This is a genomic window from Dyadobacter sp. CY345 (assembly GCF_021502725.1).
Lineage (GTDB): Bacteria > Bacteroidota > Bacteroidia > Cytophagales > Spirosomataceae > Dyadobacter.
The window spans coordinates 380799-395782 of the sequence record NZ_JAKFFS010000001.1 but is presented as its reverse complement, the minus strand read 5'-3'; the positions used below and the strand labels follow the sequence as shown (position 1 = coordinate 395782).

The 14984-nt window shown below is 40.9% G+C and carries 12 protein-coding genes; 6 read left to right on the top strand and 6 right to left on the bottom strand.

What is annotated here, in order from left to right; translation table 11 throughout:
- Nucleotides 1–26: 26 nt before the first annotated feature.
- Entirely contained in the window at nucleotides 27–1103 is a 1077-nt protein-coding gene (locus tag L0657_RS01800) for an LptF/LptG family permease (protein WP_235150415.1), read from the bottom strand.
- A gap of 19 nt (nucleotides 1104–1122) precedes the next feature.
- Entirely contained in the window at nucleotides 1123–1785 is a 663-nt protein-coding gene (locus L0657_RS01795) for a metal-dependent transcriptional regulator (RefSeq protein WP_235150414.1), read from the bottom strand.
- Nucleotides 1786–1934: 149 nt separating this feature from the next.
- On the opposite strand from L0657_RS01795, the gene L0657_RS01790 reads away from it, so the two are divergent.
- The 3 genes from L0657_RS01790 (at nucleotide 1935) to L0657_RS01780 (ending at nucleotide 7627) form a co-directional block, all read left to right on the top strand.
- Entirely contained in the window at nucleotides 1935–3284 is a 1350-nt protein-coding gene (locus L0657_RS01790) for an Nramp family divalent metal transporter (protein ID WP_235148685.1), read from the top strand.
- A gap of 95 nt (nucleotides 3285–3379) precedes the next feature.
- Complete coding sequence (locus L0657_RS01785) at nucleotides 3380–5323, top strand: KUP/HAK/KT family potassium transporter (RefSeq protein WP_235148684.1); 1944 nt, start codon at nucleotides 3380–3382, stop codon at nucleotides 5321–5323.
- Nucleotides 5324–5425: 102 nt separating this feature from the next.
- A complete protein-coding gene (locus tag L0657_RS01780; RefSeq protein ID WP_310588252.1) occupies nucleotides 5426–7627 on the top strand; it encodes an alpha-galactosidase in 2202 nt (733 codons plus the stop codon).
- Between the two features lie 51 nt (nucleotides 7628–7678).
- Here the strand turns inward: L0657_RS01780 and L0657_RS01775 are convergent, their stop codons facing one another.
- From L0657_RS01775 to L0657_RS01760, 4 genes are all read right to left on the bottom strand, one after another.
- Nucleotides 7679–8005 (bottom strand): type II toxin-antitoxin system RelE/ParE family toxin, encoded by a 327-nt coding sequence (locus tag L0657_RS01775; RefSeq protein ID WP_235148683.1) that lies wholly within the window; start codon nucleotides 8003–8005, stop codon nucleotides 7679–7681.
- Nucleotides 7995–8228 (bottom strand): hypothetical protein, encoded by a 234-nt coding sequence (locus tag L0657_RS01770; RefSeq protein WP_235148682.1) that lies wholly within the window; start codon nucleotides 8226–8228, stop codon nucleotides 7995–7997. The genes L0657_RS01775 and L0657_RS01770 overlap by 11 nt, the downstream gene beginning before the upstream one ends.
- A gap of 43 nt (nucleotides 8229–8271) precedes the next feature.
- Entirely contained in the window at nucleotides 8272–8793 is a 522-nt protein-coding gene (locus L0657_RS01765) for a phosphoribosyltransferase family protein (protein ID WP_235148681.1), read from the bottom strand.
- 82 nt (nucleotides 8794–8875) lie between these two features.
- Nucleotides 8876–9583: a glutamine amidotransferase-related protein gene (locus L0657_RS01760; protein ID WP_235148680.1), complete on the bottom strand. Its 708-nt coding sequence runs from the start codon at nucleotides 9581–9583 to the stop codon at nucleotides 8876–8878.
- A gap of 228 nt (nucleotides 9584–9811) precedes the next feature.
- Between L0657_RS01760 and clpB the strand changes: the two genes are divergently transcribed.
- The 3 genes from clpB (at nucleotide 9812) to L0657_RS01745 (ending at nucleotide 14890) form a co-directional block, all read left to right on the top strand.
- Nucleotides 9812–12418: an ATP-dependent chaperone ClpB gene (clpB, locus tag L0657_RS01755; protein ID WP_235148679.1), complete on the top strand. Its 2607-nt coding sequence runs from the start codon at nucleotides 9812–9814 to the stop codon at nucleotides 12416–12418.
- A gap of 234 nt (nucleotides 12419–12652) precedes the next feature.
- Nucleotides 12653–13204, top strand: coding sequence for a type 1 glutamine amidotransferase domain-containing protein (locus L0657_RS01750; RefSeq protein WP_235148678.1), 552 nt, complete (start codon nucleotides 12653–12655; stop codon nucleotides 13202–13204).
- Between the two features lie 183 nt (nucleotides 13205–13387).
- Nucleotides 13388–14890, top strand: coding sequence for an ATP-binding cassette domain-containing protein (locus L0657_RS01745; protein WP_235148677.1), 1503 nt, complete (start codon nucleotides 13388–13390; stop codon nucleotides 14888–14890).
- The last annotated feature ends 94 nt before the right edge of the window (nucleotides 14891–14984 follow it).

Below are 14984 nucleotides of genomic sequence, written 5' to 3'. Positions count from 1 at the left end.
CGGCCAAAATTTACAATTGGGATACGTTAGCGCGGCAATGTTTTGTAAAGCAGTAACCCGATAAAAGAGAAAACCATATTGGGCAACCATACCGCAAACAGCGTACTAACCGTCCCCGCCTCTGCGACTCCTTTTGACAAAAGAAAAAACAGGATATATATAAAGGCAAGCATAAACCCAAGGGCAATTTGCCATCCGACACCGCGTCTGCTTTTTCTTGCTGAAACGATTACACCGATAGAAGTAAGGATTAAAATGGCGAAAGGCTGCGTGAAACGTACATATTTTTCGATCATGTAAACTTCCAAACCATCGGCGCCACGGCTTTTCAGGAGGTCAATATAGGTGTTAAGTTCCGGAAGCGTGAACGTTTCGTAAAGGTTATAATTACTTTCAAAATCCTTTGGAAAAAGATTGATTGTAGTATCAATATCTTTTGGGTAACTCAGTTTTTCACTCAAACTGTCAATTGTGCGTACCTGAATATTCTGCAACGCCCACTTTTGCTTTTTGGGTTGCCAAACAATCTTATCTGCGGAAAGTTTCTGGATAAGCTGATTACCCTTGATTGTTTCCATGGTGAATTTATTCCCTGTCTTCGTGGCGTTGTTATAACTTTCCAGATATGCGTAAACATCAGGTGCAATGGTAATATGCACGTTACGGCCTCCAAACGTGAATTCAGCTTTCACATACGTTTTTTCGAAAGTGTTTCTGATCTTATTCGCCTTGGGTAAAATCCATCCAACCTGAACAAAAGTAACACAACCGAGGATCGTCGCACCGACAAGGTACGGGAGAAGAATTCTTCCGAAACTTATACCGCTGCTCAGCATTGCTACAATTTCAGTCCTTGCTGCAATCCGCGAAGTGAAGAAAACGGTTGCGATAAATACCATCAGCGGGCTGATATAATTTATCCAGTAAGGTATCAGATTGAGATAGTAATCAACCAGAATTTCGTTTAAAGGCGCCTTTTTTTCAAGAAAATCGTCAACCTTTTCGGTATAGTCGATCATACAAATGATCAGCACGATCACAAAAGCAACGAAAAAATAAGTAATCAGGAAATTCTTGATCAGGTAACGATCTAATATTTTCAATCTCATGGCTTGGCAAGTCTCATCGGCGTTGTACTAATAAATTTTTGGAAACCTCAAGACTTATAAACAACGTATGGTTTTCATTAATCTGTACAGATGCAGACTTATCATATTCGTTAATTTCTGTTATTTCTATTACCGAACCCAGCGTAATTCCGGCCCGGTCCAAATGCTGAAGAAACGAAGGAGCATGATCGAGTACGCCCATCATTCGCACTTTCTCTCCAATCTGGACGTCAGTCAAAACCAGATAATCAGGTTCTGTTAAATTCCCTTTCGCATCCGGAATCGGGTCACCATGCGGATCGAAACGCGGATGACCTAAGAATGCGTCCAAACGTTCCACCAAATGATCGGAAGGAATATGTTCAAGCTCTTCGGCGATATCATGCACTTCATCCCAGCCAAACCCCAGTTTTTCAACAAGAAAAACTTCCCACAATCTGTGTTTTCTTATCACATTGATAGCCACTTTCTCGCCGGCTTCCGTCAATCTCACACCCTGATACTTTTTATAATGTATCAATCCTTTCTCAGCCAGCTTCCGCAACATATCAGTCACGGATGCAGCACGCGTAGAAGTGCTTTCAGCCAAAGCGTTTGTGCTCACTTCCAGCCCCTCACGCCCTGAAAGAGCATGAATAATCTTCAAATAATTTTCTTCTGTGAAGGAGTTCTGCATCATCAATTTATTCCAAAACCTCAATATATCAGCAAAAGTACAATTTACTAATCGGATTTAAAAAAATTTAGATTGATCTAAAAATTATTTAAAGTTTTCAATATCTTTGTTTTCAATAAACCAAATTGTTTATTTTAGACATTCGAAAAATGTTTGACAATCTAATTGCGAAAGATTCCTTGCTTAAAAATATAACGGACGATACCGATAAACTTGCTTCTTTATCGGAAGTCCACTCTTCTATAAACGTGCCAGAGGACGCAGGTTTCTGGAAAAAGTTATTGGCTTTTACTGGTCCCGGGCTTATGGTTGCGGTTGGATATATCGATCCGGGCAACTGGGCGACGGATATTGAAGGCGGCTCCCGTTTTGGTTACACCTTACTTACCGTCATTTTGATTTCCAATTTGTTTGCGATGTTGTTACAGCATTTGTCGCTAAAACTGGGCATTGCAGCCGGTCGGGATCTCGCACAAGCCTGCCGGGATTATTATTCAAAACCCGTGTCTATGGTATTGTGGTTCCTTTCGGAAATCGCCATCGCAGCTACCGACCTTGCGGAAGTAATTGGGTCAGCCATTGCATTAAATTTATTGTTCGGGTTGCCTTTGCCGGTCGGGATTTTATTAACCGCACTTGATGTCTTACTTGTTCTATACTTTCAAAAAAGGGGTTTCCGCATTATTGAGAGTATTGTCGGAGGATTAATGGGCGTTATTTTGGTAAGTTTCATGTATGAAATGATCGTTTCCCAGCCTTCGGTTGCAGGCATTGTTGGCGGATTGTTACCAAAAATGGAAATCGTTACTAACCCGGGCATGTTATACATCGCCATCGGGATTCTTGGCGCAACGGTAATGCCGCATAACCTTTACCTTCATTCCAGTATTGTGCAAACCCGTAATTTCAAACGTGACGATGCTGGAAAACGCAGTGCCATAAAATTTGCTACCATTGATTCAACTCTTTCTCTTGGACTGGCATTTTTTATCAATGCATCAATTTTAATTCTTGCTGCTGCTGCCTTTCATAATAACGGACATCGGGAAGTTGCCGATATTACAGATGCTTACCATTTGCTAGATCCTGTACTTGGTGTAAGTCTGGCCGGTGTTTTCTTTGCCTTGGCATTACTTGCTTCAGGCCAAAGTTCAACACTAACAGGGACGCTCGCCGGGCAAATTGTTATGGAAGGATTTTTGAATATTCGTTTGAAACCTTGGCTTCGGAGGATGATTACCCGAGGAATTGCGATTGTCCCTGCATTGATCGTAGCTACACTTTATGGTGAAAAAGGAACGGCAGAACTACTGGTTTTCAGCCAGGTTATTTTGTCGCTTCAATTAAGTTTCGCGGTTGTCCCACTTGTGTTTTTTACTGCAAACAAATCCATTATGGGAAATTTTGCTAATTCAAAAGCAGTCACCATAATCAGCTGGATTGTAACGCTAATTATCATATTATTAAACGGTTACCTGCTAATCAGAACACTTTTTTAAGCATAGGTAACTAATCATAAATTAAATTTTCAGTATACAAGTACCTACTTTGCCTGCGGTTTCCTAACTTTCGCCGATTTTAAGAAAAGAAATGAATGGAATCCAAACACAATTTTGACAAAATCTCTGCTGCCGGTATTCTTATTGCGTTCGGAATTATTTATGGAGACATAGGTACATCGCCGCTTTATGTAATGCAGGCAATCATTGGCAAAGAGGTAATTACCGAAGAAATCGTCTACGGTTCACTCTCCTGTATCGTTTGGACATTAACACTACAAACGACTGTAAAATATGTGATTTTAATCCTGAGAGCTGATAACCGGGGTGAAGGCGGAATATTTGCACTTTATGCTTTGGTGAGAAAACACGCACGCTGGCTCACAGTTCCGGCCATTATTGGTGGAAGTACGCTGCTCGCGGATGGAATTATTACTCCGCCCATTTCAGTTTCGTCAGCTGTTGAAGGCCTTCGGATACTTTATCCAAATATCCAGACAATCCCGATCGTTATCGCGATCCTGACACTGATTTTCCTGATCCAGGCCTTCGGTACAAAAATAGTTGGACGTGCTTTCGGGCCGATTATGATTACCTGGTTTTCGATGCTAGGTGTTCTTGGATTATACCAGATTTTGGAGCATCCGGAAATTTTCAAAGCATTAAATCCTGTCTATGGATACGAACTGCTAACCAAACATCCGGGTGGATTCTGGATGCTGGGAGCCGTTTTTCTTTGTACTACGGGAGCAGAAGCACTTTATACAGATCTTGGACACTGCGGTCGCGCAAATATCCGCATCAGCTGGATCTTTGTGAAAATCTGTCTTGTTCTGAATTATTTTGGACAAGGTGCCTGGTTACTTTCTGAAATCGGTAATATGCTTCAGGATCGTAAACCATTTTATGAGGTAATGCCTGATTGGTGGCTTTTACCAGGGATTACCATCGCCACATCGGCCGCCATTATTGCCAGCCAGGCGTTGATATCAGGATCTTTTACCCTAATTTCTGAAGCAATCCGTTTGAATTTCTGGCCAAAAGTAAGGTTGGTTTATCCAAGTGATCAAAAGGGACAGCTGTACGTTCCAAGCGTAAACTGGCTGTTATGGCTTGGCTGTATGGTGGTTGTGTTTTATTTCAAAGAATCCTCACACATGGAAGCTGCCTATGGTTTGGCGATCACACTGACCATGATCATGACAACAATTCTTTTCTCTTATTACCTTTATCTTAAAAGGGTAAATCTCTGGATTGTTATAGGATTCATGCTTCTGTACTTGTCAATAGAAGGACTTTTCCTGGGCGCCAATCTTTTGAAATTTACACACGGTGGCTGGTTTACGATTATGATTGGGGTTTTGGTCGCAGGGTTAATGACCGTTTGGTTAAGAGCTTTTTATATCAAATTACGTTTGACAGAATACACAAAACTGGCATCATACCTGCCGGCATTGCGCGAGTTGAGCCGGGATATTAGTATTCCAAAATACACGACTCATCTGGTTTTCATGACCAATGCTTCACGTGTTTCAGAGATTGAGACGAAAGTAATTTATTCGATCTTTCAGAAACGGCCAAAACGTGCTGATATTTACTGGTTTATACACGTGGATACTACTGATGATCCGTACACAATGGAATACAAGGTGAACACCATTGACGACGATGAAACGGTGATCAAGGTAAATTTCAAACTTGGATTCCGCGTGGAACAGCGCATTAACCTCTTTTTCCGAAAAGTGGTTGAAGATATGGTAATGAATAAAGAAGTGGATATAACCAGTCGATACGAATCATTAAGCCGCCAGAATGTGACGGGTGATTTCCGTTTCGTAGTACTTGAACGCTTTCTTTCTTTCGAAAATGATCTGCCTTTTTTCGAGCAAATGATTATGAAAGCGTATTTCTTCGTGAAAGATTTTACCACGCCGGAAGATAAATGGTTCGGTCTTGACAGTAGTTCTGTTAAAATAGAAAAAGTACCGCTGATCATTCGCCCGGTTGAAAATGTAAAACTGAGAAGGGTTTACAGCTAGATTAAATATAAAACATTGAAAAGGATCAATATCGCTCAGTATGAAAGCGGTTATTGATCCTTTTATTTTTTCATGTGTTTCCATTACTAATCTTCAAAAATTGTGTTTAAAAATATTTTCCTCTGCCTGCTTTTCTCAATCTCAGGAATCGGAGCTTTTGCTCAAATCGCACCGGTAATTATCCCAATAGAAACAAACCAGAATGCACTCATACTTCAAACTGATTATGAAAATCATCTGGAAATAATCTATTTCGGTAAAAAACTGAGTCAGTCTTCTGAATATAAAGCCATCCCATTGCAAAGCCGTCAACGTGATGAGAATGCCGGTATTTACAATTCAGCATATACACCATCTGGAAGTTGGAGTGTGTCGGAACCTGCTTTGCAGCTAACGCACGGAGATGGGAACAGGTCTCTGGATTTGGTTTACGTAAGTCATACTACGACAAAGCAGGACAGCAATGTCAGCGTTACCAGCATCGTTTTAAAAGATCCGGTCTATCCTGTTGAGGTAACGTTATTTTACAAAATTTACGCCTCTGAAAACGTAGTCGAGCAGTGGAGTGTCATTAAAAGCCAGGAAAAGAACCCGGTACTACTTCAAAAATATGCTTCTGCAAATCTGTATTTTGTTGCCAAAGATTATTATCTGACACATTACAACGGAAGCTGGGCGAAAGAAATGAACCCGGAAGAAGAATTGCTAACTGCCGGAATCCGTGTGCTTGATTCAAAACTAGGGACACGCGCGAACCTGTTTCAGCCGCCAAGTTTCTCCTTATCATTCGACAAACCTGCTACGGAAACCGAAGGAAAAGTGTTGCTGGGTACACTAGCCTGGTCGGGGAATTTCCGGATGGATTTCGAAGTGGACTCGCACCATAACCTCCGCCTTATCGCAGGAATAAATTCTTTCGCGTCCGAATATCCGCTGACTTCAAAACAAGAATTTAAAACGCCGTCTTTCATTTATACTTTTTCAGAAAATGGAAAAGGTGAAGCGAGCAGAAATCTGCATAACTGGGCTAGAAAATATAGAATTCTGGATGGCGAAGGTTCAAGATTGACACTGCTAAACAACTGGGAAGCCACATATTTTGATTTTAACGAAGAAAAGATTTCAGAACTTTTCAAAGATGGAAAAAAACTGGGTGTTGATCTGTTTTTATTGGATGATGGCTGGTTTGCTAACAAATATCCACGCAACAACGACAAAACCGGCTTAGGCGACTGGCAGGAAAACGTCAAAAAACTTCCTCATGGAATTGGTTATTTGGTGAAAGAGGCGCAAAAAACCGGAATAAAATTCGGGATTTGGGTTGAGCCGGAAATGGTCAATCCTAAGAGTGAGTTATACGAAAAACATCCGGATTGGGTGATCAAACAGCCGCAAAGACCGGAGCATTACATGCGAAACCAGCTGCCGCTGGATCTTTCCAACCCCGAAGTTCAGGATTTTGTTTACGGCGTTCTTGATAAACTTTTTACAGAAAACCCGGATATTGCTTATATAAAATGGGACTGTAATGCGATCACCTATAATGCTTACTCCGCTTACCTTGAAAAAAGCAAACAAAAACAATCTCAGCTTTATGTTGATTATGTGAAAGGGCTCTACAAAGTTTTGGAAAAAATGCGGGCTAAATATCCCAAAATCCCAATGATGTTATGCTCCGGCGGCGGCGGTCGCGTCGATTATGAAGCGCTTAAATATTTTACAGAATTCTGGCCAAGTGATAATACCGATCCAATGGAAAGAATTTTCATGCAATGGGAATATTCTTATTTTTTCCCTGCTCTCACGCAAAGTGCTCATGTTACGGATTGGGGGAAACAGCCGTTAAAATTTCGCACGGACGTGGCCATGATGGGAAAATTGGGTTATGATATTGTGGTAAGCCATTTGAATGAGAAAGACCTAAAATTCAGTCAGCAGTCGGTTGCCACTTATAATGCCATTAAAGATGTTGTCTGGCATGGCGACTTATACCGTTTGGTTGATCCAAAGAAAAATGAGTATTCTGCATTGATGTTTAACACAAAAAAGAAGGATAGGGCAATTCTTTTCTCTTACCTGGTAAGTAACCGTTATGGCGCTGGTTCTGACACTCCATTTAGATTGCAAGGCCTGGATCCGGCGAAAAAATATAAAGTGAAGGAGCTAAATTTATATCCTGAAACCAAAACTTCGTTGAATGAAGAACAGATTTATTCAGGAGAATATTTGATGACTGTCGGTTTTAACCCCACTGTAAATGCCAGAAGAACGAGTGTGATTGTTGAAATTAAGGCGGTCGAGTAGTGCCGTTAATACTTTAAGCGTCTACAATTAAGTGATTGAAAAAGTAGACGCTTAATTTAACAATTTAAAAATTTGATCCAGTTCTTTGCTGGTAATACTACTCTTTTCCGACTTGTCATATATTGAGGTAAGAAAGATAGTTGAGTCGACTATTTGGATATATGTGATGACCCTTGCTCCGCCAGATTTACCCTTTCCCTTTGAATTTATTGCCAACCGGACTTTATAAAAATTATTTCCCAGCGGTTTACCTATATTGGGTTTTTCTGCAAGTTCCAATATTAAGTCTGACAAGTCTTGTTTTAGCGAAGGATATTTTTTTGCAAGTCTCTTTGCTTGCTTATCAAAAAGTGAAATTGAAAATATTTTATAACTCATCTAGCAGGGCTTGTATGGGACGGGCCTTAACTTTTCCTTGTCCTACTAATTTCAGCTCGATCAAGGCCTGCTTAATTTCTTCCAAAAGCTGCATTTTTGACAGTTCTTCATCCTCCATATTGGCCAGCTCTTCATATTGCTTTTTCAACTTATCCCATTCATTAATTGGAATAAAAACCCCAGTCGCTTTTCCTTTACTGTCCTGTATCACCTGAACTCTCATAATTTAATCAGCTAAGTATATAAACTCTAACTAAAAGCGACACCTACTTTAAGTAAACCCCTTCATCCGCACTGCGGCTCAAAATCACTTCTACCCTTTCACTGATCGTGGTACTTAATGAATACCCTACATAATCAGCAGAAATAGGAAATTTGTGATGCTCCCTGTCCACGATCACAGCGACCTGAACCTTCTTCATCTGAACTTTTAGAAATGGTTCAAGTGCAAAAGCGAGTGTCCGACCCGTATTTAAAACGTCATCTACGACTACAACAACCTGATTTTCGACCTGCACAGATTCATCGTCAAAATGAATTTCACTTTGCTGATTAGTCGTTTTATCAAACCGCAATTCGATCAATTTGACTTCCAGCGGAGAAATCGATTTTAATTCCTGCGTCAGCACTTTGGCAAATTCATACCCTTCACCCACTATTCCCGCCAGAATAATCTCCTTTTCTTCGAAATTCTGCTCGTATATTTCAAATGCAATCCGGCGAATTTTCTGCCGCGTTTGCAGCGAAGTCAATATTTGACGGTGTGTGGTTATATTATTATCTGTCATGTGACTATCGGTTCAAAACTTATTCTTTTGTAAAAATCCTACAATCCTGGAAGACAACAAAAGAAATTTGGATGTTTTACCATTATTTATTTGCCCGGACAAAATTAACGATCCATTCTGCAATGCTTTTTTCGGCAGTTGGCAGTTCCAGGCTCATAATTCCGAACTCGACTTTACGCTCACCTATCCGTTCCACGCGCAATTCCATTAACGCTTTGTTATACAATTTGGGAAATTCCGGATGCGCCTGGATACCCAGCATCTTATCCCCCACCCTGAACATGGCAACAGGACAATCCGGAGTTTGTCCTAATAAAGTACTGTTGGATGGAAGTGCCAAAACCTGATCCTGGCACATCATCAACAGATTAAAATTAGATAGCGGCGGATTCATCCAGCTTTCAAAAGCTAGCATTTCAAAAGGATGAACGCCGACACACCAGCCAACATCAGATTTCTGAACCTTTCCGCCAAGCGCCTCGCCCAGCATCTGATGTCCAAAACAAATACCTATAAAAGTTTTATCAGACTGATATAAATTCTGTACAAAAGTTTTTAACTGGTGAATCCAGGGATCATTATCATATACCGATGACTTAGATCCTGTACAGATGTAAGCATCACAGGCATCGACGGAATTAGGAAAATGACCATTGCAGACATCGAAAAAGATAAACTCCCAATCAGGTGCTGCGGATGCAAACAAAGCCGGAAACATTTGCCGGTAATCTCCCGCAATCGGGAGTAATTCTTCCCGCACGTGGTCACATTCTAAAAGGCCGATTTTCATTTAATCCTGCTTGAAATTTAACGCAATATCTAAAACAGTAACCTTTTCATCAAAATAATATGAACTGAAATTTTTTACCGCCGCATATTCAAACTTAACCCTTAAATACCTGACGTTTTGACGTATATCCATTCAATTCAAACAAAAACACGCCATAATTTCCGATTTGTTGCTCCGGCACACTGTTTGAGAAAAAGAGTATATCACTTAATTCAACTAAACACCGCCATGAACTTTAACCAATATACCATCAAGGCGCAGGAGATTATCCAACATGCAGCGCAAATGGCCCAGGGCAATCAGCAACAGGCTATTGAAACGGGGCATGTGGTGAAATCCATCTTGGAAGAGGATCCAAATACGTCGCAGTTTATTCTGAATCAACTAAATATAAGTGCAGATGTTTTAAATAACCGTCTGCAAAAAATACTTGACAGTTATCCGAAAGTGACCGGATCGAGCCAGTCATTTTTGGGAAATGACCTGGCCGTTGCCACTGCCAAAGCGCAGAATTATCTGAAAGAATTCGGAGACGAATTTATTAGTATAGAGCTTCTTTTGTTAGGGATTTTGAGTGGAAAAGATTCCACAGCAACCATGATGAAAGAAGTTGGGTTTAAGGAAAAAGAGCTTATTAACGCCATCAAAGAACTTAGAGGTAAAAATAATCCCGTGAAAGATCAAAACGCAGAAGCAAAATATCGTTCTCTGGAACGATACAGCAAAAACCTGAATGAGCTCGCCAAAGCAGGAAAAATCGATCCTGTAATTGGCAGAGATGAAGAAATCAGACGGGTTTTACAGATATTAAGCCGCCGTACCAAAAACAATCCGATTCTTCTGGGAGAACCAGGCGTTGGTAAAACAGCAATAGTAGAAGGACTTGCGCAGAGAATTGTGCAGGGCGATGTTCCGGAAAACCTGAAATCTAAAATTATCGCATCTCTTGATATGGGCTTGCTGATCGCAGGTGCAAAATATAAAGGTGAATTTGAAGAACGCCTGAAAGCGGTGATCAAAGAAGTGACTGATTCTGAGGGTGAAATCGTATTGTTTATTGACGAGATTCACACTTTGATCGGTGCAGGTGGAGGCGGTGAAGGTGCTATGGATGCTGCAAACTTGCTAAAACCGGCACTTGCCCGCGGAGAGCTGCATGCGATCGGTGCAACGACGCTGAAAGAATATCAGAAATATATGGAAAAGGATAAGGCGCTGGAACGTCGTTTCCAGGCTGTAATGGTGGATGAGCCTACCATTCCTGACGCCATCAGTATTTTGCGTGGTATCAAAGAAAAATATGAATTGCACCATGGTGTCAGAATCCAGGATGATGCTGTTATTGCTGCCGTTGAGCTATCGACGCGTTATATCAGCGACCGTTTTCTTCCTGATAAAGCAATCGACTTAATGGACGAAGCTGCTTCAAAACTTCGTCTGGAAATGGATAGCGTTCCTGAAGAATTGGATGAGTTGAATCGCAAAGTGATGCAGCTGGAAATCGAGCGTGAAGCCATTCGCCGTGAAAATAACAAAGAAAAAGAAACGATTTTAAACAAAGAAATTGCCGACCTGAGTGAAAAACGCAATAGTCTGAAAGCGCTTTGGGAAAATGAAAAAGGCAAAGTGAATGAAGTACGTTCTTTGAAAGAGCAAACTGAACAGCTGCGTTTGGAAGCTGAGCAGGCAGAACGTTCCGGGGACTTTGGAAAAGTTGCTGAAATCAGATATGGCCGGATTCCGGAAGTGAACAAGCGCCTGGAAGAATTGCAGGCATCCGAAAATGCCGAAAGCCTGATGCAGGAAGAAGTGACACCGGAAGAAATTGCAGAAGTTGTGGCGAAATGGACCGGAATTCCTGTCAGCAAAATGCTGCAAAGTGATAAGGAGAAATTGTTGAATCTGGAAGCTCATCTGCACCAACGTGTCGCTGGTCAGGAAGAAGCGATCACGCTGGTTTCGGATGCAGTGCGCCGTAGCCGCGCGGGCTTACAGGATTCAAAGCGTCCACTTGGAAGTTTTCTATTCCTTGGACCGACGGGAGTTGGTAAGACTGAGCTGGCAAAAACCCTGGCTGAATATTTATTCAACGATGAAAATTCGATGGTCCGGATTGATATGAGCGAATATCAGGAACGTCATGCCGTAAGTCGTCTGGTTGGAGCGCCTCCGGGTTATGTTGGTTATGATGAGGGTGGGCAACTAACAGAAGCCGTTCGTCGCAAACCTTACAGCGTAATTTTATTGGATGAGATCGAAAAAGCGCATCCAGACGTCTGGAATATACTTTTGCAGGTACTGGATGAAGGTCGTTTGACTGATAATAAAGGCCGTGTGGCGAATTTCAAAAACACGATCATCATCATGACTTCTAACATCGGAAGCCATATTATTCAAGAGAAATTTGCGGAAGACGAAGGATGGAATCATACCTTGATCGTTGAAGAAGCGAAGAAGGAAGTTTTGGATTTGTTGAAAGCATCAGTTCGCCCGGAATTTTTGAACAGGATTGACGAGATCGTATTGTTTGAACCACTTTCAATGAAAAATATCCGTAAAATCGTGGATATCCAGTTCAAAGGAATCCAGAAAATGCTTATGGAACAAGGCGTGACACTGGACTCCACAGACGAGGCATTGACAAAACTCGGTGAGGAAGGATTTGATCCGGCATTCGGTGCTCGTCCTTTGAAACGGGTATTGCAGAGAAAAATACTTAACGAGCTTTCAAAAGGTATTTTAAGTGGTCAGGTGGCGAAAGATTCTGTCATTATGATGGAGCTGAATGCAGATGGCGATTTGATTTTTGAAAATGTTGGAAGCGTAGAGATTTAGTTAATAGTAAAATTAGTACGGATGGGTAAGCAGAAAAATTTCTGCTTACCCATTTTTTTTACCACAAATTATTTGTAATTTAAACATACAAAATCACGTTATAATCATGTAGTTAACTCGCCTCCAAAGACTAGCTTTTCTATTTCTCTCGAATTTGTTTTTCAGTTGGCATATTTTTTGTAATTATTATTTTAGTTAAAAAATTTCCAGTTATAATTCAAAATAATCCCCAGTATGGACTCGACATCAAATGTAATGAAGGTTGCTATTTTAGTAGCGGACGGATTTGAGCAGGTACAAATGACCTGCCCACGTGAGACATTGAAAAACAATGGTGCGACAACCCATATCATCTCTCCAAACAAGGATACGGTTAAAGGTTGGAATCATGTAGATTGGGGAGAAATTCATAAAGTGGATGTTCCTTTGGATATTGCCAGGGCAGATTATTACGATGCGCTGGTTTTGCCTGGTGGCGTTATGAATCTAGATGCACTTCGTACAAACCCAAAAGCGGTTCAGTTTGTCCGTTCATTTTTCAAAAACCACAAACCGGTTGCAGCCATTTGTCACGGTCCTCAGATCCTGATTGATGCTGATGTCGTGCTGGGAAGAACTTTAACTTCCAATTCAGCCATTAGAATTGATCTGGAAAATTCAGGAGCAATTTGGATTGACAAAGTTGTGGTAACAGATAATGGTCTGATAACAAGCAGAAAAACAGATGACCTTCCTTCTTTTATCAAACAGATGATGAAAGAATTCAATCTTGAACTTCATCAATAAAACTAATAATAAGGCAAAACATATTGCCACTGCGCATGATATTCAATTTCGATTGAGTTTCATGCGCAGTTTTTTTATACCCAAATCGCCTTTTGATTCCGATCAAACTTAACAATCTTTGCCGGATGTAATTTCAATCAGCCGGTGGCTTCGTTTTGAATGGTAATGACTGCGTAATTTGATATGGCTTTGATAAAACTTGATGATGTTTCTGTTAGAAAATATGATACGACTGTATTAAACGGAATTAGCTGGGAAATACAAAAAGGAGAGCAGTGGGCAATTATTGGTCCTAACGGCTCCGGAAAAACAACTTTGCTTGATGTCATTGCTGGAAAATGGCCGGTCTGGAAAGGAAAGTTGCAGTATGGATTTGATAAACCGATACGCGACGCGATCGAGTTTGTTCCGAACGATTATTCATTTAACCGGATTGTCAGCGCGGGAGCGGAATACTACCAGCAACGTTTTCATTCTTACGAAGCCGAACGCGCGCCAAGTGTCAGAGCAATTTTGACAGATCAACTAAAACCGGTCGGGACGGTTAATGAGAATTCTGTCCATCTGGAACCATCAAAAATTGATAATGTACAACTGGAAAAAGTGAGTGAATTGTTGTCCATTAAAAATCTGCTTGACCATCCTTTTGTCACACTTTCAAATGGTGAAACCCGGAGAATGCTGTTGGCAAAATCGCTGTTGAAACATCCGGAAATATTGATTCTGGATAATCCTTTTGCTGGTCTGGACGTTCTTTCACGGGAAGTTTTAAGAAGCGCCTTAGACGAACTGGCTAAATCCGGCGTAACAATAATCATCGCAACAATTGCGACACAAATCCCTCCATGCGTGACGCAAGTGCTGGAAATGAGCCACGGCAGTATTGAAAAAATATCATCAATTGGTTCTTTTAAAATCGGAACTCCAGATATCGAGGCCTTTCCCCAACCTGATCCCGAAAAACTCGAAAGCTTTGGTTTACCAAATTTTGTTGATTTTGAGACAGCCATTGATCTTCGGAACATCAAAGTAAAATACAATAAGGACCAAATATTAAAAGGCATTAGTTGGAAAATCCGTAAAGGTGAAAAGTGGGCTTTGTCGGGCGCGAATGGTTCTGGAAAATCAACTTTATTGAGTATTATTACCGCAGATAATCCGCAGCGTTTTGCTAATGACTTTGATTTGTTTGATAAAAAACGCGGCGGAATTGGCGCTTCTATTTGGGATATCAAACAAAAAATCGGGCATGTTTCTCCCGAGTTACACTTATACTTCCCGAAAAACACCACAGTTTTCAAAACCATCGCATCAGGCTTTTTTGACGCGACAGGAATATTTTTCAAAAAACTGACTTATATTCAGATAGCTCGTGTACATGAAGTTGCTGAGTTATTACACGTGCATCCACTTATTGAAAAGGATTTTTCTCAGCTTTCCAAAGGAGAGCAGCGTCTGGTTTTACTAGCCAGAGCCTTAGTCAAAAATCCTCCGCTTTTAATCCTTGACGAACCTTGCCAGGGACTGGATACCGTTTCAATCGAATATTTCAAATCCGTTGTTGATGCCATTTGCAAGACACAGGAAAGAACTTTAATCTACGTTTCGCATTATTTGAACGAGATTCCATCTTGCGTTACCAGGTTTTTGAAGTTGGAAAAAGGTGAGGTTTTGGAGGATAGTTAAATACTGATCTGTAAGAAGTTACTTTAAGGAAAGCTGAGAGTCATAGAGATAGCCTGCCAATTTATTATTGGTAGATTGTTTCACTTTCGGGCAA